Here is a 22,873-nt window from a genome sequence, read left to right as displayed (position 1 = left end):
ACTTCAACTCTCCGTCCGGCCTGTCGCAGCGGCGGCCGGACACCAAGGCCCCGCCCGGTCTCCCCCCGCCCGGGCGGGGCTCTTTCTTGTTAAGCTGCTTTTCCGGACGACAACGCGATGAATGCGTTTGCCTGAAGACGCGCTGATAGGCTCCTCTTCAAGCAAGGTCGTTGTCGCTTTCAATTCCGCGAGCACTAGCGCCGGCTCGAACGCCGCATAGAGACGATCCTGCTTGTCACGGAGATTTTCACCCTCCGTGACGCGCCAGCTTAGATAGAGAACGCCACCGGGCCTGACGATGTCGAGCATGCGACGAACCGATGGCGCGATATCCGCGCGCTCAAGATGCATGATCACGGTTTCGCACAACACGTTGTGGTAAGCGTTTGCTGCAATTCCGCTCAGATCGGGCAACTCGGCATGGACAAAGTCGAGAAGCCGATATCGCGCGCGCGCCTCGGCCAGCAGACCCTCCGAGGCATCGAATCCCTTGGCGGGGAAACCATTCTTGTTCAGCCACGCGACCTCACGCCCGCTGCCGCAGCCGATATCGGCGGTGATGCCGCCCGAAATAAAGTAGCGTTTGACGATGCCGTGCAGGTCGGTCGGCGGCGGCTGTTCGTGCCAATCTTTCGCAAACGCAGCCGCATCCTTGTCGTAGGCGGCGAGCGTCTGACGGTCCATGGCGCCACTAATCCTGTATCTTGGAAAAGTCGGCGACGGCGCGCGTCGTGGCGCGGATTTCGCTGAGCAGCTTCAAGCGATTTTCGCGCACTTTTGGGTCGTCGTCATTGACCTTGACCTTGTCGAAGAACGGATCGACGGCCCGGCGCAACTTGGCGATCGCGCCCATCGCGCTGGCAAAATCCTCGTTCATCACGGCGACGCTGGACTCGACCTTCGCGAGATCAATCGCATCGGCAAGCGCCTTTTCTTCCGCAAGACCATAGAGCGCAGGCTCCGGCGCTCCATCGAAGATCCGCTTGTCCTTCTTTTCCTCGATCGATAGAATATTGCTCGCGCGCTTGGTGCCTGCGAGCAGGTTCTTGCCGTCGTCGGTCTCGAGGAATTTGCCGAGCGCCTCGACGCGGCGAACCACCATCAACAGATCATCTTGCCCGCCCAACGCAAACACAGCGTCGACGAGATCATGCCGCGCGCCCTGCTCGCGAAGCTGAACCTTTAAGCGGTCGGCGAAGAAGGAAAGGAGATCGTAGGTGAGCTGATTGAGACCGCCTTTCGTAGGCCGATCGAGGTTCGCCGTTGCGGCCGCCTTAAGGATAGGGAAGCGAAGCTTGTTTTCCACGATCAGCCGGATGACGCCCAAAGCGGCACGTCGCAGCGCATAGGGGTCCTTGCTTCCCGTCGGCTTTTCATCGATCGCCCAGAACCCGACCAGCGTGTCGATCTTGTCGGCAAGCGCGACGGCAATACTGACTGGGTCCGTCGGTACACGATCGTTCGGGCCTTGCGGCTTGTAATGCTCCTCGCTTGCCGCGGCGACGGATACGTCTTCGCCCTGCGCCAGCGCGTAATATTTCCCCATCAAGCCCTGAAGCTCGGGGAATTCGCCGACGACTTCCGTGAGCAGATCCGCCTTCGCCAGATGCGCGGCGCGCTTTGTCTTTTCGACATCGGCGCCGACCAGCGGCGCGATCTCGCCGGCGAGTCCTTCAATGCGCTTGATGCGTTCGGCTTGCGTGCCGAGCTTTTCGTGAAACACGATCTGCTCGAACTTCGGCAGCCGGTCTTCGAGTTTTGTCTTCAGGTCAGTGTCATGGAAAAACTTCGCATCGCTCAACCGCGCGCGGATCACCCGCTCGTTGCCGGCAACGATCGCCTTGCCGCCATCGGAGGCCTCTATGTTGGCGGTGAGCATGAATCTGTTGGCAAGTTTCTCCGTCTTGGGATCGCGCAAGACGAAGCACTTCTGATTATTGCGGATGGTGGCGCGGATCACTTCGCCCGGGATCGACAGGAACTCCTCGTCGAACGAGCCCATCAGCACCACCGGCCACTCGACAAGGCCGGAGACTTCATCGAGCAGCACCTGATCCTCGACAAGCTCGAATCCTTGCGCGAAAGCCAATTGTTTGGCGTCGGTCTGGATCGTATCCTTGCGGCGCTCGGGATCGAGCACGACCTTGGCCTCTAACAGCTTCGCTTCATAATCCTCAAAGCGTCGCACAGAAATTGCCTGTGGCGCCATGAAGCGGTGACCGAATGTCATCTGCCCGGTCTCGATGCCGTCGATGGCGAACTTCACGACGTCAGGCTCTTCGGTCTCGAGACCGAAGGTCGCGGTGATCGCATGTAGCGGCCGCACCCAGGACAGCGAACCGGGTCTGGCGGACCGCGCGCCCCAACGCATCGATTTCGGCCAGGGAAAGGTGCGGATGATCACCGGGAGGATTTCGGCAAGCACGTCGAGCGTGGCGCGGCCGGGCTTTTCGATCAGCGCGACGTAGAAGTCGCCCTTCTTCGGATCGCGCTGGATCTGCGCTTCGTCGAGCGACGAAAGTCCTGCGGCTTTCAGAAAGCCCGCTATCGCCGCCTCGGCCCCGCCGACGCGCGGGCCTTTCCGCTCTTCCTTCAGGTCCGCCTGCCGCGCCGGAATGCCGTGCACGGTCAGCGCGAGGCGCCGCGGCGTCGCGAAAGCTTTCGCGCCCTCATAAACAAGTCCCTCTGCGACGAGCTTGTCGGTGACCATGCGGCGCAGATCGTCGGCGGCCTTCGCCTGCATGCGCGCGGGGATTTCTTCGGAAAACAATTCGAGCAGGAGATCGGGCATCAGCTCGCCCTTCCCGCTTCAGTGTGTACCCAGGCCTCGCCGCAGGCTTTGGCGAGTTCGCGCACACGCAGGATATAGCTCTGCCGTTCCGTCACCGAGATCACGCCGCGCGCGTCGAGCAAATTGAAAGCGTGGCTTGCCTTGATGCACTGGTCGTAGGCCGGCAGCGCCATCAAATGCTCTTTGCCGTTACCAGCGTCCTTCCAGCCGGCCGCGAGATACTTTTGGCAGGCGGCTTCCGCCATCTTGAATTGCTCGAACAGCATCTCGACGTCGGAATATTCGAAATTGTGCCGTGAATATTCCTGCTCGGCTTGCAGAAACACCTCGCCATACGTCACCTTGTCGGCGCCGTCGCGGCCATTGAAATTGAGGTCATAGACGCGATCGACGCCCTGCACATACATCGCAAGGCGTTCGAGCCCATAGGTGAGTTCGCCGGCAACCGGTGCGCATTCCACGCCCGCGACCTGCTGAAAGTAAGTGAACTGGCTCACTTCCATGCCGTCGCACCAGCACTCCCAGCCCAGTCCCCACGCACCCAGCGTCGGGCTCTCCCAATCGTCCTCGACAAAGCGGATGTCATGCAGATGCGCATCGACACCGATGGCGGCGAGCGATTTCAAGTAGAGATCCTGGATATCCGGCGGCGAAGGTTTGAGGATCACCTGGAATTGGTAGTAGTGCTGCAAGCGGTTTGGATTTTCACCATAACGGCCATCCTTCGGCCGCCGCGACGGCTGCACATAGGCGGCATTCCATGGCTTGGGGCCGAGCGCGCGCAAGGTCGTCGCGGGATGGAAGGTGCCGGCGCCGACTTCCATGTCGTAAGGCTGCAGGATCACGCAGCCATAGTCTGCCCAATAACGCTGGAGCGTCAGAATCAATCCCTGGAACGAGCGTTCCGGGCGCATATGCGCGGGCAAGGCATCCATCGTCGGGTCAGCTCTTTCCGCGTCGGGTTTAGGAGCGCGGGACCGTATCGGCGGGACCTTCAGGAATCAAGGCAATGGGCGGTTATCCCGGCCGGTAAGCGCCGGTGTTCGGGTCACGCCGCAGCGTCGGAATTTCGCTTGATCGGGCGGCTTCCATGGCCCTAGCCAAGCGCGCTTCCTCCAATTCCCGGCTGACCCGGATGGCAGTCCGGTAAGCCCAGCGAACCACGGCCAGCCCCCCAAGGGTGCCAGCGAATGCGACAAGCGGCGGCATCGGTCGATCCTCGTCCATTGGTCACGCCCCTAGAGCCATTTTCTCCCAAGCCGACCCGCCCCGCAACGAATATTGCAGAGACCAAATGGCGCGGCCCACCCCTGTTCAAAACCCGAATTTCGCCCAAATTGCCCGGCTTTCGAGCGCCGAAATCAGCTCTTCCGGCAAATTGGCCGTATTCTCCCACATGCTCATGGCTCCCGGCGACCTCCGCCCCAACAGACCGGACAACATGCCGCTTGCCGGCGCGATCAGGGGGGTCTGCACTTTCTCGCCATAGCGGGCGCGCAACGTCGAGCGCAAATCGCCGATGGCGTCCGCCAGCCCCAGCGAGACGGAGGTGTCGCCCGCCCAGTATTCGCCGGTGAACAGCAGGTCGTCCGCGCCCTTCAGACGCGCGCCACGGCTGCCCTTCACCAAGGCGATAAAGATGTCGTGGATTTCGCGCTGAAGGGCTTTCAGCCGCGATACGTCGTCAGGGTTTTCGGGGAGAAACGGATCGAGCATAGCCTTGTGGGCGCCCGCCGTATAAAGTCGCCGCTCGACGCCGATTTTCTTGATCAGTTCCTGAAAGCCGAACGAGCCGCCGACGACGCCGATCGATCCCATGATCGACGAAGGGTCGCAGAAAATCTCGTCGCCCGCGCAGGCGATCATGTAGCCACCGGATGCCGCAACATCCTCGACGAAGACCAGCACCGGCAGCTTCTTCTCTTCGGCGAGCTGGCGGATGCGCAAATAAATCTGCCGCGACTGCACCGGCGAACCGCCCGGCGAATTGATCACCAGCGCCACCGCCTTTGCGTTCTTGACCGCGAATGCGCGTTCGAGCATCCGCGCCACGCCAGCCAGCGACATTCCCGGTCGCAGCGGCGTCACCGCGCCGATCACGCCGGACAAACGGACGACGGGGACGACGGCCCGGCCGCGCCGCAGCCGCGCCGGAATCCATTCCATCCATTTTTCGATTCCAGCCGGCCATTGCCGAGCTTCGCCGGAGTTTTCCGCCATACCGTTACCTCAAAATTAACCGTTTGTTATCACGAGACTGTCATTGAACCGAAGGAACGCTTTTGTAGTTGGATCGTATCGCTGAAGAGGCTTACCAAGCCGTCGGGGTACAGCGGAGCATGCCATGAAGATCTATTTGCTGATGACGCTGTTCGGTATCCTCTTCACCGCGATTCATTTCACTTCGACGCCGAAACAAGGCTCGAAGCCGGTTTCTCAATAACCCTCAAGCCTGCTCACTCAGTCCATTCTCAATGGCATAGCCGTTCTCAAGGCATTGTCATCGGCAATAGCGCGTTGCCGGCCAGAATAGACTGTGCATCGGACGTGGGACGGGCCGCCTTGTCATTCAATACAAGCCCGGCCAAAAGACGGGTGGGTGCCCGGCCGCCCTTGGTGGCTCTCACCAGCACGCGGATGGCAGGCGATTCCACATCGGCATGAACCGGCAAGATCACAAGACTGCCGAAGCCGCGACCAAGCGCCGCTAGGACCTCGGCAATGCCGTCCGCGCGCCAGATCATCGCGAGGTTGCCGCCTGATTTGAGAATTCGCCGGCTCGCATGAACCCACGCCTCAAGCGTCTCAGTTGTTGCAACATGGGCGATCGCGCGCGCGCTGTCCGGCGAGGCGCGGTGCCGCGAGGCGTCATTGAACGGCGGGTTCATCAACACGACGTCCACGCTCTCTGGCGCAAGGCCGGTGCCTGCGAAATTTTCCGCGCCGGAAGTGACATCAAGCACGATGGTTTCAGCTGAAATTGCATTGGCTGACGCGTTGGCCCGGGCGAGCTCCGCCAGCCCGTTATCGATCTCAACCAACACCAGCTCGATCCCGGCAACGCGCTTGGCAACCGCAAGGCCCGCCGCGCCAACGCCCGCGCCGAGGTCTACGACCCGATCGCCGGAACAAGCGGGCGCGGCAGCCGCCAGCAGTATCGCATCGTGACCGGCGCGGTGACCGGATTTCGGCTGGCGCAGGCGCAGTTTGCCACCGAGAAAGGCGTCCTCGGTGACGTCGCCCAAAATCTCACTCATCGGCCCGCAACTCATGCGCGAGGCCGGCGTCGCTGAGAAGCTGCCGGGCCTGTTGATTGTCGTCTTCATGGACCAGAATCCGGCGCGGCAGAACGCCAAGCGACCCTTCAATGATGCTCATATTCTGGTCAAGCACCAGGTGATGGATATTGGCGCCGTCGAGCAGCGCTCCAACCGCCGAAACCAGCACGATGTCGTTGGTCCGAACCAATTCCCGCACCTTGCTTTCTCCTTTATTCCCGCTCGCCTGACGACATGTTGTTGCTTGGCGGTCTTGCCGCGGAAGCCTGCTCTTTCTATGGTTATATCCGAGGATATGGCCGATTAGGCAAATCTGGAGACTGGTGGTCCGATTCTAACATTCGCTTCCTTTCCCGGCAGGCTTCTATGCGAATGTTAGAATCAAAGGACCACCAGCAAATATAGGTTTTTAGTGGAGTTTCGGATTTGGCATTCGCTTGACGAACTCGCGGCCAGGCGGGTAGCGAATGTCAAATCCACTCCACTGGTGCGGCGGTTATCTGGAGACTGACGTGGCGGTTATTGTTCCCTTCGAAAGCCCATCTGAAGCCTCGATCGACGGGCTCGTCGGGCTTGTGGCCGCCGATATGGAGCGGGTGAACGCGACTATCCTGTCGCGAACCGGCTCGGAAGTCACCATGATCCCCGAGGTCGCCAATCACCTGATCTCATCCGGCGGCAAGCGGCTTCGTCCGATGCTGACGCTGGCGATGGCGAACCTGACGGGCTATTCGGGCGACGGCCATATCAAGCTCGCGGCGTCCGTCGAATTCATGCATACCGCCACGCTGCTGCACGACGACGTCGTCGACGAAAGCGAACTCCGGCGCGGCAAGCTGTCGGCCCGCATGCTGTGGGGCAACGAGGCAAGCGTCCTGGTTGGCGACTTCCTGCTCGGGCAGGCTTTCCGGATGATGGTCGAAGTCGGCTCGCTGCGCGCGCTCGATATCCTGTCGTCGGCCGCGGCCACCATCGCCGAGGGCGAGGTGATGCAGCTTGCCGCCGCAAAGAACACCGCCACCACCGAGGACGAATACCTCGCCGTCATCCGCGGCAAGACCGCCGAATTGTTCGCGGCCGCCTGCGAAGTCGGCCCCGTGATCGCCAATCGCCCGAAGGACGAACAAACCGCGTGCCGCTCGGTCGGCATGAATCTCGGGATCGCGTTCCAGCTCGTCGACGACGTCCTCGACTATGGCGGCAAGTCCGCCAAGCTCGGCAAGAATGTCGGCGACGACTTCCGCGAGGGCAAGATCACGCTGCCGGTGGTGCTGGCGTTCCGACGCGGCAACGACGTCGAGCGCGAATTCTGGCGCCGCGCGCTGGAGCGCGGCGAGATCGGCGACAGCGATCTCGACCACGCGACCGGGCTGATGACCAAGCACCGCGCGCTCGAGGACACTATCAACCGCGCACAGCATTACGGCGCGATGGCGGTCGATGCGCTGGCGCTGTTTCCGGCTTCCCCGATGAAGACCGCGCTTGAGCAGGTGGTGGCGTTCTGCCTGGCGCGAACGCACTAAATCGCAAGCTCGCAGAGCCGGGTTTGCAAGCCTGAACCGGCCGTGGCCTCAGCTCAACACGCCCGCATGCACCCACCACGCCGGGTGATCGCGGCGAATCTTTTCCGCGGCGCGGCCGGCTTCGGCTGTGTTCTCGTAGATCGCAAAACAGGTGGCGCCGGAGCCGGACATCCGCGCCAGCCAGGCGCCGTTGGTTCCATTCAACGCCGAGATCACCTCGCCAATGACAGGTTGAATCTTCATTGCCGGAGCTTCCAGATCATTGGAGCTGGCGGCAAACGCTTCGACCCATTCCTCTAGCGAAGCGCCCGCTTCCGGCCAGACCATCGCCTGGAGGACGTCGGCAAAGCCGACGAGCAATTCGCCGCTGCGCAGGCCCAACGCTGCGAACACGTCCTTGGTCGCCACCGCTACGCGCGGATTGATCAACACGCAGGGAAGCTTCGGCAACGCCAATGGCAGGAGGCTCTCGCCGACCCCGGTCATGACGCAAGCCTGCGAGGCAACACAGACCGGGACGTCGGCGCCGGTCAATTTCGCCACCTCGAAGAGGCGCGCATCGTCGGTTGCAATACCATTGGCCGTTGCGAGCAACCGCAGCGCGGCCGCGGCATCCGCCGAACCGCCGCCGATACCGGCCGCGACGGGAAGCGTCTTGGTGAGCGTGAAGATGCCGGTTTTCAGCCCCGGGACGCGCTCGGCTAACAGCCGCGCGGCCTTGAGCACGAGATTGTCGTCCACCTCGCCGCAGGCTTCCGCCAGAGGGCCAGCGGTTTTGAGCTCCAGCTTCGGACCCGGAAGCAAGCTCAGCCGATCGGCACAGTCGGCAAACGCGACCACGCTTTCGAGATCGTGGTAGCCGTCGACCCGGCGTCCCACCACCCGCAGCGTCAGATTGACCTTGGCACGCCCGTCTTCGACAAGCTCGCTTGCGGTAGACTTGACAGCCGCATCGGTGGTTTCACCCGAGGTCATAACGAATGCAAATCCAATAATACCGAAGCAAGCGATCCAGAAAACGGTATCGCAAAATTTTCAGATAACCGGGAGTATCACGCGGGCGCGGCGCCAAGGTTTGGTCCAGATGTGATCCAAACCCGGATCAGCCCAGGCGCCGTTTTACCTAGCCACCCTTGTCATCCTCTTTCTTCTTGTCGGCAGAAGCCGCAGAAGACGTATCGTCGGTCAGGCCGTTCTCGATCTTGGCCTCGATCTTCGGCAGATCTTCCGGCTCCGGCTTCAGGTCGCGGGCATGCGCCCACTGGAATTTGGCTTCCAGCGTGCGGCCGACGCGCCAATAAGCATCGCCGAGGTGATCGTTGATGGTGGGATCCTCAGGCTTGAGATCGATCGCGCGTTCCAGATTCTTCACCGCATCTTCGTAGTTACCGATGCGGTAATAGGCCCAACCCAGGGAGTCCACGATGTAGCCGTCATCCGGACGCTGATCGACGGCACGCTTGATCATCTTCATACCTTCGTCGAGATTGATGCCCTGATCGATCCAGGAATAGCCGAGATAATTGAGCACATGCGGCTGTTCGGGCTGCAGATCGAGCGCCTTGCGCATGTCGGCTTCCGCCTTGCTCCACTGCTTGTCGCGCTCCTCGCAGATGCCCCGGTAATAGTAGTAAACCCAGGTGTTCTTGTCGGTGGCCTTCGGCAGAATATCGATGCCTTGCGAGTAGGTGACGACGCAATCGGCAAACTTCTTGCGGCCGCGCTCGATATTGCCGAGCGCCATGACCGCCTCGATATCCTTGGGATCGTCCGCCGTAACGCCCTTCAATATCTTGATCGCCTCATCGGTGCGGTCGGCGGTATCGAGATCGATGGCGAGCTGGATCTGCGCATTGCGCTTCAGCGGCGACCCCGCCGGCACGCGCTCGTAGGCCTTGATCGCCATCGCCGGCTTCTTCACAGATTCATAGAGATCGGCGAGCGACAGCAGCGCCAAGGGATGGTTCGGCACCAGATAGAGCGCAAGCTGCAGATACACCAGCGCCAGATCCTCGCCGCCACGGCGGGTCAGCGTCGCGCCGATGCCATAGAGCGCCTCGGCTGCGCCGGCCTGCGGCGAATCGACGATCGGCGGCAGTTTTTTGCCGGCACTTGTTTCGCGCATCGCCTCGACAATCAACGGATGCCGCGGCAGTTTCTTGTCGAAGGCCTCATAGACCGCCGTTGCGGACGCCGCGTCCTTGTTGCGCGACAGCCAACGCGCATAATCGTCCGAAACACGCAGCATGGAATCTTCGAGCTTGTAGGCCCGCTCGAGCCGGACGCCGGCGTCCTTCTCCTTGCCGGCGAGTTCGAGGATCATTCCGGCATGCAGGTCCTTGAAGATCGGATACCACTCCGGACCGGCAAGCTTGTCGATCGCGGCGACCGCCCCCTTGGCATCGCCGGCGCCGTATGCAGCCCAGCCGGACAACAGCGTCGCTACGAGGTCGGTGATCGGCCCGCGGATCGACTGGTTGATGTTGGTCTGGGCGCTTGGATATTTCTTCTGCTTGAGATCGCGCACGCCAATCACAAGCCGCGCCACCCGATTGGTCTTGTCGACGGCGAGAATGCGGTCGGCGAGCTTGACGGCTTCATCGATATCGCCGTCCGCGAGCGAGGAAATGAACGCCCGATCGAGAAGCTCGTTGTTTTTCGGATCGGTGCGGAGCGCCGACCGATAGAAGGTCGCGGCCGAGGCAGCGTCCCGCTCGACGCTGGCGTGACGGGCGGCCAGGTAACTGCCGGACGTCGTCAGCATCTTCAGATCGTGAGTAGAGGGGAACTGCGCCGAGTTGTCGGTGGGATGCTCGGGCGTCTGCGCGGCAGCCGCAACCGGCAGTGCCAAGAAAGCGATAGCGGCAATCGTCAAGCGATTAAATTGAAAAGAAAGCATCACGGTTCGCCTTGGCTCCAGGATTTACGGCAGAGGCCTGATGGAGTGGATTTGACGTTCGCTACCCGCATCGGCACATCAAGGGTTGCGACAATGCCGCTTTTGGCGGCTAACCGCAAGGATACGGGTAGCAAATCGATTGACGGGGTCGCCGTCACCGCCCTTCACGCCTGAAAACGCCGCCAGTATGGCGGTATCGTGGCCGCTCGCGACTGCCTCTCACGCAATCGTGGTCACATTGCCTCGTAGTTAGGCCCGCCGCCGCCCTCCGGTGGAACCCAGGTGATGTTGCCGTTCGGATCCTTGACGTCGCAGGTTTTGCAGTGGACGCAATTTTGGGCATTGATCACAAAGCGCGGGCCTGACGTTTCCTCTACCCATTCGTAGACGCCGGCAGGGCAATAGCGATTGGACGGGCCGGCATAGACGTCATGTTCGGAGGTCTTTTGCAGGTTCATGTCGGCGACCTTCAAGTGAACCGGCTGATCCTCCTCATGATTGGTATTCGACAGGAACACCGAGGAAAGCCGATCAAAGGTCAATTTGCCGTCCGGCTTTGGCGCAGCAATCGGCGTATGGACTTTTGCCGGATCGAGCGTTTTGCGGTCAGCCTTGGCATGCGACTGCGTTCCGAACAGCGAGAAGCCGAGCGTATTGCACCACATGTCGAGGCCGCCGAGCATCACGCCCAGGATCGTGCCGAATTTCGACCAGAGCGGCTTGACGTTGCGAACCAGAAACAAATCCTTGCCGACGGCCGACGAACGCCATGCATTTTCGTATTCGACAAGCTCGTCGTTGGTACGCCCCGCGCCAAGCGCCGCATGGACCTGTTCGGCGGCCAGCACGCCGCTGCCGATCGCATTGTGAACGCCCTTGATGCGCGGCACGTTCACAAACCCGGCCGCGCAACCGATCAACGCGCCGCCGGCAAAGGACAGCCGCGGCACCGATTGATAGCCGCCCTCGGTGATGGCGCGGGCGCCGTAAGCGAGCCGCTTGCCGCCCTCGAAGATGGGGCTGATCGCGGGATGGGTCTTGAAGCGCTGAAACTCTTCGAACGGCGATAAATAAGGGTCGTCGTAATTGAGATGCACGACGAAACCGATCGCGACGAGATTCTCGTCGTAATGATAGAGAAAAGACCCGCCGCCGGTCTTGTTGTTCAATGGCCAGCCGAAGGAATGCTGGATCAAACCCTTTTGGTGTTTCGAGGGATCGATCTGCCAGACTTCCTTCAGACCGATGCCGAATTTGCCGGGCTGGCTCTTGGCGTCGAGCGCAAATTTCGCAATAAGCTGCTTGGTCAGGCTGCCGCGCGCACCTTCGGCAAACAGCGTGTACTTGCCGCACAGTTCCATGCCGCGGGTGAAAGACGCCTTGTGCGAGCCGTCCTTGGCGACGCCCATGTCGCCGGTCGCAATGCCGCGCACCGCGCCCTTGTCGTCGTAAAGAACCTCGACCGCCGCAAAACCAGGATAGATTTCGACGCCAAGCGCCTCGGCCTTGCTTGCTAGCCAGCGGCAAAGCTGCCCGAGCGAGCCGATGTAGCAGTGATGATTATTCATCAACGGCGGCATCATGAAATTCGGCAAGCGGATCGCGCCGGATTTCGTCATCCAGAAAAAGCGATCATCCCTGACCTGTGTCTTCAGCGGACAATCGGCATCCTCGCGCCAATCCGGAATGAGCTTGTCGAGCGCAACCGGATCCATCACGGCGCCGGATAGAATATGCGCGCCTACTTCCGATCCCTTCTCGACCACCACCACCGAAAGTTCGGAGTTGAGTTGCTTCAGCCGGATCGCCGCACCGAGTCCTGACGGCCCGGCGCCGACGATCACGACATCGAACTCCATGGATTCGCGCGGCGGCAGTTCATCAAGGCTCATGGTCTGATCTCAGGCTTCGTACAAATTGTCTTGATGGATGTTTGTTTCCGATTTTCAGGACAAGAACAACCATGGAAATGCGGGTGGGACGGTTTCGTTGCAGCGCAATCCGGCCTAGGGTACCGCATCGATGCGAAAACATGTTCGCCACGCGGAATTGCTGACCAAAGCCATACGAGATCAACAAGTTGACGCCCGAGCCTGCGCCCACCCTCGCCCAATTGCTGACCTTCTATCTGGAGGCCGGGGTCGATTGCGCGCTTTCCGAACACCCGATCGATCGGCTGTCCGATTCCGGACAAGGCGAAACCCTCAAGACCCCCTCTCCCGCCGCCCCCGCGGCTGCCTCCATGGCGCCGGCTGCCGAGCCAATGCCTGCTCCCGACGCCGCCATTGCGACGGCTCGGGAGGCGGCCCGCACCGCGGCCTCGCTCGAAATCCTGCGAGATATGCTGGAGAAGTTCGACGGCTGCGCGCTGAAATCCACCGCCACACGCCTGGTGTTTGCCGACGGCAACCCGAAGGCCCGTATCATGTTCGTCGGCGAGGCGCCGGGACGCGACGAGGATATCGAGGGCCTGCCCTTTGTCGGACGCTCAGGCAAGCTGCTCGACCGGATGATCGCTTCGATTGGTCTTGATCGTAGCAAGGTTTACATCGCCAACGTCATTCCGTGGCGCCCGCCTGGCAACCGGACACCGACACCGCTGGAAACCCAGATCTGCCTGCCGTTCATCCAGCGCCAGATCGAACTGGTCGATCCGGACATTCTGGTGACGCTCGGCAATCCCTCCACGCAGACGCTGCTGTCGACGCGCGAAGGCATCATGAAGACGCGCGGCCGCTGGTTCAACTACGACACCGGTACGCGCGTGATCCGCGCGCTGGCGACGTTCCATCCGGCCTATCTGTTGCGCTCGCCGTCCTACAAGCGCCTGTCATGGCAGGACCTGCGCGCCGTCGCTAAAGCGCTAGTGGAGTAGATTTGATATTCGCTACCCTGCCGGCCATGAGTTCTCAAAGCGAATGTCAAATCTTAAACTCCACTAGAGCTCCGATTCCGAAGCTCGCAAACTATTGCGGCGCCCTCTGATGCGAACTTCGGCATCAAAGGAGCTCTAGTAAATATAGGTCTCTAGTGCGGCTTTGAATTTGATATTTGCTGGTGGTCCTATATCTCTTAACATTCGCAGAAGTGCCAGCCTCAAGCTCATGCGAATGTTAGAAGCGGACCACCAGGCAGGCCGCATCGTAGCGTTCAAGGCGCCTTCGGACGCACGATAGCCCAGCCAACCCGCAGCAAAGGCTGCCGCCCGTTCACCAACCGGTCGAAGGTCTGCGGCACTTCGGGCGCGAGACCCGGAAACAGCCGCGCGATATCGGGTGGCGGCGTGCCGTCGGTGTCAGAGGCACGCCACACCACAACGCCGCCGGTCTGGTTGAATTTGTCCAGGTTAAGCCACGGCGTTCGCTCGGGCGTCGCGGCCAGAAACAGATGCGGACGCGTGGAGCTCAGGCTGATCAGGGTCGCCAGCTGGGCATCACCGCTCACCGCCGACAGATGCCGGTTGGTGCGCCGCTCGAAACTGTCATCGAAGAAATGCGCAATCGCAGCCGCCGGCAACGACGTCGTGACTTCCCCGCCCGCGGTCCAGGGAACGAAAAGCGTCACCGCGATGACCGCCAGCGCTGGCGCAAGCACGACGGCGGCCCAGGCCGCACGCAAAATCCGCTGGCGCCGCAGGTGGATGAGATCGCCGCATGCCACGATGGCAGCTAACCCCGACATCAGAAGTACGATCCCGGGCCCACCTACGACACGATCGAGGTCGTAAAAGCCGGAGATCAGGCAGCCACCGAGCGCCGGCGCAAACGCAAAGAAATAGATGAAGTCGCGCGCCGCCGGATCAACGGGGGGACGGAAAATGACGGGCGCATCCTCCTTGGCACGATCGAACCAGCCGGAATTGAACGCCGACACGATCGCGATACCCAATGAGGCCAATAGCAGGCCGCCGAGCAGTTCGACGCCGTGTATCGCGCGGCCGCTCAAATCGGCGAGTGACGGCCCATGCGGCAACGCCAATGCATCGGCGCGGATCAGCCAGATCAGATAAGGCAGCGCCAGGACGAAGATCACCAGGAGCGCAAACAGCGCATCGAACGAGATCAGGACGCGCCGGCCGCGCGAGGTCGCCAGCGCAAATCCGACCACAAATGCCAACAGGAAGATCGCAGCCGAGGTCGTCAGCAGCAGAAGACCGGCTTCGATCGACAATGCGAACCACGCATTACGCCGGTTCTGGCCGATCAGTTGCCAGGAATGCAGCAGGATCAGCGCCCAAAGCGGCCGCGCCAGCACCAGAGGTCCAAACTCGAGGCCGGGTGCGCTGAACGCCAGCACCGTCATCGTCAGCAGAACCGCCAGCACCGCCTGCTGCACGCCGACCGTGGCGCGCGCCAGAAGGTACAATGTCCAGAACGTTGCGATCGAACATATTTGCGCCAGCAGATAGACGCCAAACACGTGGTTGCCCGCGGCGCGAAACGCGATATCGGCTAGCCAAAAGGCAAGCGGTGGCCCAAAATCGGTTCCGACCCGATATTCCCGGCCAAGTGCGAGCACGGTCGCCAGATCGCCGGGGGGGCTGCGGTATACCAATAGCGAGACCAGCAGCCACAGGATCGCCTGCAACACCACCACCAGCCATACAACGAGCTTCGGCCGGGCGCGGATTAACTCGATAACCAGAGAGGTGAAGCGCATGTGGCGACCGGATTGCTTTCAACAGATGAGACCGCCGACAGCTTTGGCCTGCGCGAACGGCGTTTCACCCTTATCGAAGCACGGTCTTAAAGGGGCGCAGGCGCGGAGGCAACTGCAGCGCGGTTGCCCTTCAAACCGCAGCGGAAATCGCCGGTATCTCGCCATCCGGGGCGAACAGGTCGGCATCGCGCTTGATCGTCCACGGCTGGTGTTTTTCGCGGGCGGCGACGACAGGCGCAAAGAAACTTCGGTGGTGAACCGAAGGACCCAACCGGCCGAGCGCCTCAAGATGTTCCGGCACGCCATAGCCCTTGTGGGACTCAAAGCCGTAACCAGGGCACTCCTGTGCCAGTGCGCACATCAAGCGGTCCCGTGTCACCTTGGCGATGATCGACGCCGCCGCAATCGAGACAACGATTCCGTCACCGCCGATCACGGCCTCGCAATCGCAAGCCGTGCCGAGCCGGTCGCGGCCATCGACAAAGACGTGCTTCGGCGCTTCCGGCAAACTATCGACTGCGCGCTTGAGCGCCCATAACGAGGCGCGCAGAATATTGTCGCGATCGATCCTCGCCGGCGAGGCAAAGGCGACCGAAAACGATGCGGTCGCGCAAATCTCTTCGAACAGCGCCTCGCGGCGTTCCGGCGTCAGCCGCTTGGAATCGTCTATTCCTTTTGGAATCCGTTTCGGGTCGAGCACGACGGCGGCCGCCACGACTGGACCTGCCAGCGGGCCACGGCCGGCTTCATCGCAGCCCGCGACTGGCCACACGCCTTGTTTGATCAGCGCGCGCTCGCGACGAAAGCTTGGCGGCGTCACCGCGATGACGCCTTTCGGCAGCTTGATCTGCTTCTTGCCGGACTTTTCCCGAATCATGGGCGAGATCGTGCGCAAGGGGCGATCCCGGTACAACGAAAAAATTCGATCTATGCCCGCTGTTCACGAATACGCCGGCGCCACTCGCCGACTTCCAGGCAAAAAACACTGCGGTTCGGACGTCCGGGTTCCGATGCGTCGTGCAGATACTTCATTCCGAGCTTTTCGAGGGCATGAATAGATGACCCATTTTGCGGATCGGCCAGGCCGAGCAATCGACGGCAACTAACCTGTTCGAACCCAAACCCAAGCTGGGCCTCGCCGATCTCGGTGGCAATGCCCCTGCCCCACGCCTGACGCGCAAGTACAAAGCCGATCTCGAAGTCGTCTGCGCCGAGCGCGGCGCACGGAAATAGCCCGGCGAAGCCGATGATTTCGACTGTGGACTTCTCGGTCAAAATGGCGACGCCCGTGAGAGTGTCACCGAAAGTAAAAAACTTCCGCATCACTTCCCCGGCTCTTTCGAGCGTCATCGGTACGCCTTGAAAGACATAGCGCATCACGTCGCTATCGCCCAAGACACGCTCCCACAGGACTTTGATGTCCGGCTCGTTCGCGGTGCGCAGGATCAGCCGCGGCGTCGTCAAAATGACGCGCGGTTGTTTTTCGAAGACCGATGTGGGCCCGTCTTGCATCGAGCCGCAATACTACAATTCATCGACTGGCAGAAGCGCTCCGCGCCGTCCAACGGCAGGCAACTTCAGAACAAATTGAGCTGTTCTCCGCTGCGCTTCGGCCGCGCGAAATGATCCGTGGTGAGTTTGGACCGGCGCTTGTTGAGCCCCAATTTTTCGCAGGCGATCTCGAACCTCCGTCCGATCATCCAAGCCATCGGGCCGGTGCCCTTCATCCGCGTTCCCCATTGCGAATCGTAATCGCGGCCGTCTCGCATGTCGCGGATCAGAGTGAAGACGTGACGATAGCGATCCGGATAATTCGCCATCAGCCACTCGCGAAAGAGATCGCGCACCTCGAGCGGCAGGCGCAACAAGACGTAACTTGCTTCCCTGACGCCGGCATGGGCCGCCGCATCGAGAATGCGCTCGATCTCGCTGTCGTTCAGCGCAGGAATGACCGGGGCGACCATCACCGTGGTCGGGATTCCCGCGTCCGATAATCTCTTCAACGCCTGCAGGCGCCGTGCTGGCGTCGATGCGCGCGGCTCCATGGTGCGGGCCAACTGCGCATCCAGCGTCGTCACAGAAATCGCTACCTTGGCGAGATTGCGGTTCGCCATCCGCGCCAGGATGTCGATGTCGCGCACAACCAGTGCCGACTTCGTGACGATGCCGACCGGATGCGAGGCGCGATCCAGCACTTCGAGAATACCGCGCATTATCTTGTGGTCGCGCTCGATCGGCTGATACGGATCGGTGTTGGTACCGATCGCGATCATGCGCGGCTCGTAATTCTCTGCGGCAAGTTCCTTTTCCAGAAGCTGCGGCGCATCGGGTTTGGCCAACAGCTTCGATTCGAAATCGAGCCCGGGCGACAGGCCGAGATAGGCATGGGTCGGCCGCGCGAAGCAGTACACGCAGCCATGCTCGCAACCTCGATACGGATTGATGGAGCGGTCGAAGCCGATATCGGGAGAATCGTTGCGGGCGATGACCTTGCGGGACGTATCGAGCGTCACCGTGGTCTTGAACGGCGGAAGTTCTTCAAGACTCTGCCAGCCGTCGTCAAACGCAACCCGCGCTTCGGCCTCATAGCGGCCGCTGGCATTGGATTGCGCGCCTCGGCCGCGCCGTCGCCCGCGTTCGATCGCGACTGCAAGCTCCGGGAAGGCCGAAGGTGCACCCGCCGGTTCGGAGGGCGCCGTGACCGGCGGGTGCTTGAGCGCATGTGAGGATGCTCTGCTCATGGTTCGAACATAGCATCTAACGAGAACAAATCAAGAACAAGATGATTTAATCCACAACGCGACGGTCAGAAAGCATTCGCGGGGACCATCCGTGCCGGTTGCCGCAAAAAGCTGCAAAGCCACGGGCTGTTTTGGCTGTGACAAGATGATAACGGTTCCCGCGGTTTTCCGCCATTGAGATCATGCTGAGCGTCATCATTCCCACAGAAGGTGCAGAACATCCGACCGTCGCCACGCTTGCCGCGCTGGTGCCGGGCGCGGCTGCCGGCGTGGTACGCGAGGTATTGCTGGTCGATCGCGGCGACAACGGCGTGATCGAGCGGGTCGCCGATGTCGCGGGCTGCCGATTCCTGCCTTTCGATGGAATACGCGCCGCGGCGCTGGCGGCCGGCGCGCGCCAGGCGCGCTCGCCCTGGCTGATGTTCCTGCACGCAGGCGCAGTGCTCGATCACGGCTGGATTGACGAGACCATGCAGTTCATTCAGCGGGTCTCCGACAGCGACCGTCCCCGCGCCGGCGTATTTCGTTACGCGCGCTCGCCCTATTCCGATCACACCCTGCGTGACCGCTTGCGGTCCATTGCGCGAATGATGGCAGGGCCGTTCGCCGACCAGGGCTTACTGATCGCGCGCGATCACTATGAGCGGCTCGGCGGCCATGCGCCTGATATCGCTCGCGCGGAAGAGCGGCTGCTCCGCCGGCTCGGCCGCTCCTCGCTGACCTTGCTGCACAGCCGGATCATCATGTCGTGAGCTAACTCCGATATAGTTGCCGAAGTCAAATAACTATTTGACAATAGCAATCGGAGATGCGCCATGCCAACCCGGACTTCGCCTGCCCAGCCCGAGCAGGAAATCGCGGCGGTTCGCGCCTTCAACCGTTTCTACACCCGCAAGCTAGAGGTGCTCGACCAGCATCTGCTCAAGACGCCGTTCTCGCTGAGCGAGGCGCGGGTGATGTTCGAGCTTGCCCATCGCGGCGATCTCTCGGCCAAGGACATCGGCCTGGAGCTTGGGCTCGACGCCGGCTACCTCAGCCGCATCGTCCAGAAATTCGACGAGGACGGGCTGATCAGCCGAAAGCCGCTCGCCTCAGATCGGCGACAGTACCAGCTCGGCCTGACCGCCAAGGGCCGCGCCGCCTTCGCCAGGCTCGAGCGGACATCGCAGGATCATGTCGGGCTGATGCTCGGTACGCTGGCGGGCGAAGACCGCAAACAGCTGCTCGGCGCCATGGAGACGATCGAGCGGCTGCTTCGCGCAGCGCACACGCCTCTGCCACTGGCAATCCTGCGCGACCCACGGCCGGGCGACATGGGCTTTGTGGTGCAGAGCCACGGTGCACGCTATGCCAGCGAATATGGCTTCGATTCCTCTTTCGAAGCCCTGGTCGCCGAGATCGTGGCGAAATTCATCTCCTCCTTCGACGCTTCGCGCGAACGATGCTGGATCGCCGATATCGATGGGCGTCCGGTCGGCTCGGTTTTCCTGGTCAGAAGCGACGACGAGGTGGCCAAACTCCGTCTGCTGCTGGTCGAGCCGAGCGCGCGCGGCCAGGGGTTAGGGCAGCGCCTCGTCGCCGAATGCATCTCTTTTGCGCGTGCCTGCGGCTATCGCAGGATCACGCTTTGGACGCAGAGCATTCTGATTGGCGCCCGCAAGATCTATCAGGACGCGGGCTTTACGCTTGTGAAGACCGAGCCGCATCGCAGTTTTGGGCAAAACCTGATCGGCGAAACCTGGGAACGCGAGCTGTGACGCCATCGCGTCGCATCACAGCTGCCTTGATGGAATATTACAAGAGCGAGGCGCATCGGTTACGCGCTGAAGCTTACCGGAATACGGGGTGTGCGTTTTGGCGGGCGCTGAAAAAGATCATCGGACTGCGTAGACCGCCGTCAAGTTGAGGTGCCCTTCGCTCTGTGGCCGCCTGCCCTCTTTCAATATGCTGACCTGACGCGATACGATATCTGCCAAAATCCAGGCAGGAGGAAGCGCATGAAACCGCCGCGGCTCGTTCGATCGATATCCATGATTGCAGTGGCCACGTTGTTCCTGATGGGCGCAGCATCTGCCGCCGATATCCATGTGATGATCTCCTCCGGCTTTCACGGCGCCTACTCCGAACTGGGCCCGGCCTTCGAGCGCGCCACCGGGAACCACCTGATCACGACGCGCGGCCCCTCGATGGGAGATTCGCCCGAGACGATCCCGACGCGGCTTTCGCGCCGCGAGAGCGCCGATGTCGTGATCCTCGACGGCGGCGCGGCTGACGATCTCGGCAAGCGCGGCCTAGTGCAAGCCGACAGCAAGGTCGAGCTGGCGCGGTCGCTGATCGGCATGGTGGTGCGCGAAGGCGCCGAAAAGCCCGACATCAGCAGCGTTGCCGCATTCCGCAACACGTTGCTGTCGGCCAAATCCATCGCCTATTCGGACAGCGGCAGCGGCACGTACCTATCGACCGTCCTGTTCCAGAAACTCGGCGTTGCCGAAGAGATCGCGGCCAAGAGCCGGAAAGTACGCGGACCGCCGTCCGGCGAGCCGGTCGCGGCCGTGGTGGCGCGCGGCGAAGCTGAAATCGGCTTCCAGCAGGTGGCCGAGCTTATTCATGTTCCCGGCATCAGCTTCGTCGGCGCGCTCCCAGCGGAAATCCAGCCGATGTTTTCCTTTGCCGGCGTCCTGACCAAGACCGCGCGTGAGCCCGAGGCCGCCCGCGCGCTGCTTGTATTTCTCACCTCAAAAGAGTCGGCGCCGACGATCACGAAGGCAGGACTGATGCCTCTGTCGGATCGGTAGAAGGCGGCGTGACCTCCGGCAGCAACGTCACGAATTTCACGCCGTAGGTCTTGCCGCGGCGCCAAATGACTTCGCACAGCTCGCGTTTATGATGGCCCTTCACGAGCGTCAGCTCGAAGCGATCCCTCACATCCATCGCATCGTCGCTCGCGATCCGCGCTCCACCGGAGGAGACGTCCAGAACATGGCACTCGCGTTCGCTCACGCCGTTATCGACGGTGATCCAGGCCAACCGCTTGTGCAGTTGCCGTCGCGTCTCACGTTTTACCTTTACCCTCGGCTCAACAACAGTCATGAAAAATCACCGGTTGATAGCCTCGGCAATATCGAGGCTTGCCGAGTTTCGCCGTGACCTCGTAAGGTTCCGTTAGTCCATTATATTGAAATTTATCGATTAGCCTTGACGGCGCGCGCTCATGCCGACGATCCCTTAGCCTTGGGCCGGCGCAGATGCTCATCCAGCCGCGGCATGATCTCGACGAAATTGCAGGGCCGCGTGCGATAATCGAGCTGGGCAGCAAGAATGCCGTCCCAGCCATCGCGGCAGGCGCCTGGCGAACCCGGCAGGCAGAAGATAAAGGTCGCGCCCGCAACACCCGCCGTCGCCCGGCTCTGGATCGTCGACGTTCCGATCTTGGCATGGCTCAACATGTGAAAGGCGATGGAAAAGCCGTCCATCCGCTTTTCAAACAATGGCTCGATCGCTTCCGGCGTGACGTCGCGGCCGGTAAAGCCGGTACCGCCGGTGGTGATGATGGCATCGACGCCCTCATCGGCAATCCAGCGCTTGACGATGACGCGGATCGCATCGACGTCATCGACGATGATCTCGCGCGCGGCAAGCTTGTGCCCGGCGGCAACGAGCCGCTCGGCCAGCGTCGTGCCGGACTTGTCGTCGGCGAGCGAGCGCGTGTCCGAGATCGTCAGCACCGCGATGTTGAGCGGAACGAACTGTTTGGCTTCGTCGATCGAACTCATGTCAAGCCGTGGGTTACAGCGATGCAGCGCTAAACGTGTCGCACGCCTTCAAGGTTCCCTGCTGATAGCCGGTCATGAACCACCGCTTGCGTTGTTCCGCCGAACCATGAGTGAAGGAATCCGGCACCACGCGCCCCGTCGACTGGCGTTGCAGGGTGTCGTCGCCGATCGCGGACGCGGTCGCGAGCGCGCCCTCGATATCGCCGGGCTCGATGAAGCCCGGACGCTTCTTTTCTTCACGGTTCGCCCAGATGCCGGACAGGCAATCCGCCTGTAGTTCCACCCTCACCTGAAGCGCGTTGGCGGCGGTCTTGCTCCCGGCCGCCTGCTGCTGTTGCGTCACGCGCGGCAGAATACCGAGCAGGTTCTGCACGTGATGCCCAGCCTCATGCGCGATGATATAGGCCGCGGTGAATTTGCAGGCCGAACCCTGACAGCCATGGAATCGGGTCTCGACCTCGCGGAAGAAGCCGGTATCGAGAAAGATCTGCCGGTCCGGCGGACAATAAAACGGTCCCATCGCCGACTCCGCCCTGCCGCAGCGCCCGCCGTTGGTGACATTGCGAAACAGCACGATGCGCGGCCCGGTATAGGTCTGGCCGGAGGCCTGGAAAATTTCGGTCCAGCGATCGTCGATCTCGCCGAGAATACCGGCAATCATGTTGCCCATCTCGTCGGTGGGCGCGCCTTTCTTGACGGTCCCCGGTCGCCGATCGGCCTGCACCTGACTCTGCCCGCTGCCGCTGCCGGTGAGGATCTCTGCGCCGCCGATCAGTATGCGCGGGTCGATGCCAAAGGCGTATCCGACCAGGCCGAGCACGATAATGGTACCGATGCCGAGCCCGCCGCCGCCCATCGGAAGCCCGATACCGCCGCCGCCCATCCCGCCGCCACTGTCATCGCGACGATCGTCGATGTCGTCGCTGCGGCGAAAATCATCGTAACGCATGGCCCATTTTCCTCGTTGTCGTTTGCGGCGTAGTTTGCGGCGCCATCCCGACACACGCGGGCCAGGACGGCAGAATTTTCTTTGTCTGACTAATAACCCGCCCGGCAAAAATTGCCTAGTGGAGGTCACTTTACATCAGCGACACAATTTGTCGCGAACCGAGCCGGCGAAAGCGAAACCGCAAATCCCCTTGAAATCCTGCGGTTGTTGGCCATTGCCGCTTTCGACATGCATGAAATATCTAACGGTCATCGAAGCGA

At 61.6% G+C, this 22,873-nt stretch carries 22 protein-coding genes; 5 read left to right on the top strand and 17 right to left on the bottom strand.

Annotation, left to right across the window (positions count from 1 at the left end; translation table 11 throughout):
* Positions 1-3 precede the first annotated feature (3 nt).
* The 7 genes from ABSE61_RS20260 to ABSE61_RS20230 form a co-directional block, all read right to left on the bottom strand.
* Positions 4-684 (bottom strand): class I SAM-dependent methyltransferase, encoded by a 681-nt coding sequence (locus ABSE61_RS20260; protein WP_423872908.1) that lies wholly within the window; start codon positions 682-684, stop codon positions 4-6.
* A 7-nt stretch (positions 685-691) separates the two neighbouring features.
* Complete coding sequence (gene glyS / locus ABSE61_RS20255) at positions 692-2,791, bottom strand: glycine--tRNA ligase subunit beta (protein WP_423872907.1); 2,100 nt, start codon at positions 2,789-2,791, stop codon at positions 692-694.
* Positions 2,791-3,726, bottom strand: a complete 936-nt coding sequence (locus ABSE61_RS20250; RefSeq protein WP_423872906.1) for a glycine--tRNA ligase subunit alpha — start codon at positions 3,724-3,726, stop codon at positions 2,791-2,793. Before ABSE61_RS20250 ends, glyS begins: the two co-directional genes overlap by 1 nt.
* 82 nt (positions 3,727-3,808) lie before the next feature.
* Positions 3,809-4,000 carry a hypothetical protein gene (locus tag ABSE61_RS20245; protein WP_423872943.1) on the bottom strand — a complete coding sequence of 64 codons (192 nt, stop codon included), beginning with the start codon at positions 3,998-4,000 and terminating at the stop codon, positions 3,809-3,811.
* A 105-nt stretch (positions 4,001-4,105) separates the two neighbouring features.
* Positions 4,106-4,957, bottom strand: coding sequence for a S49 family peptidase (locus tag ABSE61_RS20240; RefSeq protein ID WP_423872942.1), 852 nt, complete (start codon positions 4,955-4,957; stop codon positions 4,106-4,108).
* A gap of 323 nt (positions 4,958-5,280) precedes the next feature.
* Positions 5,281-6,048: a tRNA1(Val) (adenine(37)-N6)-methyltransferase gene (locus tag ABSE61_RS20235; protein ID WP_423872905.1), complete on the bottom strand. Its 768-nt coding sequence runs from the start codon at positions 6,046-6,048 to the stop codon at positions 5,281-5,283.
* Positions 6,041-6,268, bottom strand: a complete 228-nt coding sequence (locus tag ABSE61_RS20230) for a putative signal transducing protein (protein WP_423872904.1) — start codon at positions 6,266-6,268, stop codon at positions 6,041-6,043. Before ABSE61_RS20230 ends, ABSE61_RS20235 begins: the two co-directional genes overlap by 8 nt.
* Positions 6,269-6,581: 313 nt before the next feature.
* On the opposite strand from ABSE61_RS20230, the gene ABSE61_RS20225 reads away from it, so the two are divergent.
* A complete protein-coding gene (locus tag ABSE61_RS20225; RefSeq protein ID WP_423872941.1) occupies positions 6,582-7,592 on the top strand; it encodes a polyprenyl synthetase family protein in 1,011 nt (336 codons plus the stop codon).
* Between the two features lie 48 nt (positions 7,593-7,640).
* Here the strand turns inward: ABSE61_RS20225 and ABSE61_RS20220 are convergent, their stop codons facing one another.
* From ABSE61_RS20220 to ABSE61_RS20210, 3 genes are all read right to left on the bottom strand, one after another.
* Positions 7,641-8,567 carry a 4-(cytidine 5'-diphospho)-2-C-methyl-D-erythritol kinase gene (locus ABSE61_RS20220; protein WP_423872903.1) on the bottom strand — a complete coding sequence of 309 codons (927 nt, stop codon included), beginning with the start codon at positions 8,565-8,567 and terminating at the stop codon, positions 7,641-7,643.
* 148 nt (positions 8,568-8,715) lie between these two features.
* Entirely contained in the window at positions 8,716-10,491 is a 1,776-nt protein-coding gene (locus ABSE61_RS20215; protein ID WP_423872902.1) for a tetratricopeptide repeat protein, read from the bottom strand.
* Between the two features lie 233 nt (positions 10,492-10,724).
* Entirely contained in the window at positions 10,725-12,383 is a 1,659-nt protein-coding gene (locus ABSE61_RS20210; protein WP_423872901.1) for an electron transfer flavoprotein-ubiquinone oxidoreductase, read from the bottom strand.
* 188 nt (positions 12,384-12,571) lie between these two features.
* Between ABSE61_RS20210 and ABSE61_RS20205 the strand changes: the two genes are divergently transcribed.
* Entirely contained in the window at positions 12,572-13,366 is a 795-nt protein-coding gene (locus ABSE61_RS20205; protein WP_423872900.1) for a uracil-DNA glycosylase, read from the top strand.
* Positions 13,367-13,641: 275 nt separating this feature from the next.
* On the opposite strand, the gene ABSE61_RS20200 is transcribed toward ABSE61_RS20205, so the two are convergent.
* The 4 genes from ABSE61_RS20200 to ABSE61_RS20185 form a co-directional block, all read right to left on the bottom strand.
* Positions 13,642-15,150 carry a glycosyltransferase family 39 protein gene (locus ABSE61_RS20200; protein ID WP_423872899.1) on the bottom strand — a complete coding sequence of 503 codons (1,509 nt, stop codon included), beginning with the start codon at positions 15,148-15,150 and terminating at the stop codon, positions 13,642-13,644.
* 130 nt (positions 15,151-15,280) lie between these two features.
* Positions 15,281-16,027, bottom strand: coding sequence for a ribonuclease HII (gene rnhB, locus ABSE61_RS20195; RefSeq protein WP_423872898.1), 747 nt, complete (start codon positions 16,025-16,027; stop codon positions 15,281-15,283).
* 50 nt (positions 16,028-16,077) lie between these two features.
* Positions 16,078-16,614, bottom strand: a complete 537-nt coding sequence (locus ABSE61_RS20190; protein ID WP_423872897.1) for a GNAT family N-acetyltransferase — start codon at positions 16,612-16,614, stop codon at positions 16,078-16,080.
* Positions 16,615-16,727: 113 nt separating this feature from the next.
* Positions 16,728-17,891 carry a PA0069 family radical SAM protein gene (locus tag ABSE61_RS20185; RefSeq protein ID WP_423872896.1) on the bottom strand — a complete coding sequence of 388 codons (1,164 nt, stop codon included), beginning with the start codon at positions 17,889-17,891 and terminating at the stop codon, positions 16,728-16,730.
* Positions 17,892-18,073: 182 nt separating this feature from the next.
* Here ABSE61_RS20185 and ABSE61_RS20180 point away from each other — a divergent pair, with 182 nt between their 5' ends.
* From ABSE61_RS20180 to ABSE61_RS20170, 3 genes are all read left to right on the top strand, one after another.
* Positions 18,074-18,643 (top strand): glycosyltransferase family protein, encoded by a 570-nt coding sequence (locus tag ABSE61_RS20180; protein WP_423872895.1) that lies wholly within the window; start codon positions 18,074-18,076, stop codon positions 18,641-18,643.
* Between the two features lie 63 nt (positions 18,644-18,706).
* Positions 18,707-19,648, top strand: a complete 942-nt coding sequence (locus ABSE61_RS20175) for a bifunctional helix-turn-helix transcriptional regulator/GNAT family N-acetyltransferase (RefSeq protein ID WP_423872894.1) — start codon at positions 18,707-18,709, stop codon at positions 19,646-19,648.
* 240 nt (positions 19,649-19,888) lie between these two features.
* Entirely contained in the window at positions 19,889-20,686 is a 798-nt protein-coding gene (locus ABSE61_RS20170) for a substrate-binding domain-containing protein (protein WP_423872893.1), read from the top strand.
* On the opposite strand, the gene ABSE61_RS20165 is transcribed toward ABSE61_RS20170, so the two are convergent.
* From ABSE61_RS20165 to ypfJ, 3 genes are all read right to left on the bottom strand, one after another.
* Complete coding sequence (locus ABSE61_RS20165) at positions 20,649-20,981, bottom strand: PilZ domain-containing protein (RefSeq protein WP_423872892.1); 333 nt, start codon at positions 20,979-20,981, stop codon at positions 20,649-20,651. The genes ABSE61_RS20170 and ABSE61_RS20165 overlap by 38 nt on opposite strands.
* Before the next feature lie 119 nt (positions 20,982-21,100).
* Entirely contained in the window at positions 21,101-21,664 is a 564-nt protein-coding gene (moaB, locus tag ABSE61_RS20160) for a molybdenum cofactor biosynthesis protein B (RefSeq protein ID WP_423872891.1), read from the bottom strand.
* 13 nt (positions 21,665-21,677) lie between these two features.
* Positions 21,678-22,613, bottom strand: a complete 936-nt coding sequence (gene ypfJ, locus ABSE61_RS20155) for a KPN_02809 family neutral zinc metallopeptidase (RefSeq protein WP_423872890.1) — start codon at positions 22,611-22,613, stop codon at positions 21,678-21,680.
* Positions 22,614-22,873 lie beyond the last annotated feature (260 nt).

This window comes from Bradyrhizobium sp. (assembly GCF_049519115.1).
GTDB lineage: Bacteria > Pseudomonadota > Alphaproteobacteria > Rhizobiales > Xanthobacteraceae > Bradyrhizobium.
The sequence above is the reverse complement of the archived record's forward strand: the minus strand, read 5'-3'. Positions and strand labels throughout refer to the sequence as shown.

What these genes read in the sequence shown, in the direction of transcription:
- ABSE61_RS20260 (WP_423872908.1), bottom strand. Translation starts at nt 684, where the DNA reads ATGGACCGTCAGACGCTCGCCGCCTACGACAAGGATGCGGCTGCGTTT.
- glyS (WP_423872907.1), bottom strand. Translation starts at nt 2,791, where the DNA reads ATGCCCGATCTCCTGCTCGAATTGTTTTCCGAAGAAATCCCCGCGCGC.
- ABSE61_RS20250 (WP_423872906.1), bottom strand. Translation starts at nt 3,726, where the DNA reads ATGGATGCCTTGCCCGCGCATATGCGCCCGGAACGCTCGTTCCAGGGA.
- ABSE61_RS20245 (WP_423872943.1), bottom strand. Translation starts at nt 4,000, where the DNA reads ATGCCGCCGCTTGTCGCATTCGCTGGCACCCTTGGGGGGCTGGCCGTG.
- ABSE61_RS20240 (WP_423872942.1), bottom strand. Translation starts at nt 4,957, where the DNA reads ATGGAATGGATTCCGGCGCGGCTGCGGCGCGGCCGGGCCGTCGTCCCC.
- ABSE61_RS20235 (WP_423872905.1), bottom strand. Translation starts at nt 6,048, where the DNA reads ATGAGTGAGATTTTGGGCGACGTCACCGAGGACGCCTTTCTCGGTGGC.
- ABSE61_RS20220 (WP_423872903.1), bottom strand. Translation starts at nt 8,567, where the DNA reads ATGACCTCGGGTGAAACCACCGATGCGGCTGTCAAGTCTACCGCAAGC.
- ABSE61_RS20215 (WP_423872902.1), bottom strand. Translation starts at nt 10,491, where the DNA reads ATGCTTTCTTTTCAATTTAATCGCTTGACGATTGCCGCTATCGCTTTC.
- ABSE61_RS20210 (WP_423872901.1), bottom strand. Translation starts at nt 12,383, where the DNA reads ATGAGCCTTGATGAACTGCCGCCGCGCGAATCCATGGAGTTCGATGTC.
- ABSE61_RS20200 (WP_423872899.1), bottom strand. Translation starts at nt 15,150, where the DNA reads ATGCGCTTCACCTCTCTGGTTATCGAGTTAATCCGCGCCCGGCCGAAG.
- rnhB (WP_423872898.1), bottom strand. Translation starts at nt 16,027, where the DNA reads ATGATTCGGGAAAAGTCCGGCAAGAAGCAGATCAAGCTGCCGAAAGGC.
- ABSE61_RS20185 (WP_423872896.1), bottom strand. Translation starts at nt 17,891, where the DNA reads ATGAGCAGAGCATCCTCACATGCGCTCAAGCACCCGCCGGTCACGGCG.
- ABSE61_RS20180 (WP_423872895.1), top strand. Translation starts at nt 18,074, where the DNA reads ATGCTGAGCGTCATCATTCCCACAGAAGGTGCAGAACATCCGACCGTC.
- ABSE61_RS20175 (WP_423872894.1), top strand. Translation starts at nt 18,707, where the DNA reads ATGCCAACCCGGACTTCGCCTGCCCAGCCCGAGCAGGAAATCGCGGCG.
- ABSE61_RS20170 (WP_423872893.1), top strand. Translation starts at nt 19,889, where the DNA reads ATGAAACCGCCGCGGCTCGTTCGATCGATATCCATGATTGCAGTGGCC.
- ABSE61_RS20165 (WP_423872892.1), bottom strand. Translation starts at nt 20,981, where the DNA reads ATGACTGTTGTTGAGCCGAGGGTAAAGGTAAAACGTGAGACGCGACGG.
- moaB (WP_423872891.1), bottom strand. Translation starts at nt 21,664, where the DNA reads ATGAGTTCGATCGACGAAGCCAAACAGTTCGTTCCGCTCAACATCGCG.
- ypfJ (WP_423872890.1), bottom strand. Translation starts at nt 22,613, where the DNA reads ATGCGTTACGATGATTTTCGCCGCAGCGACGACATCGACGATCGTCGC.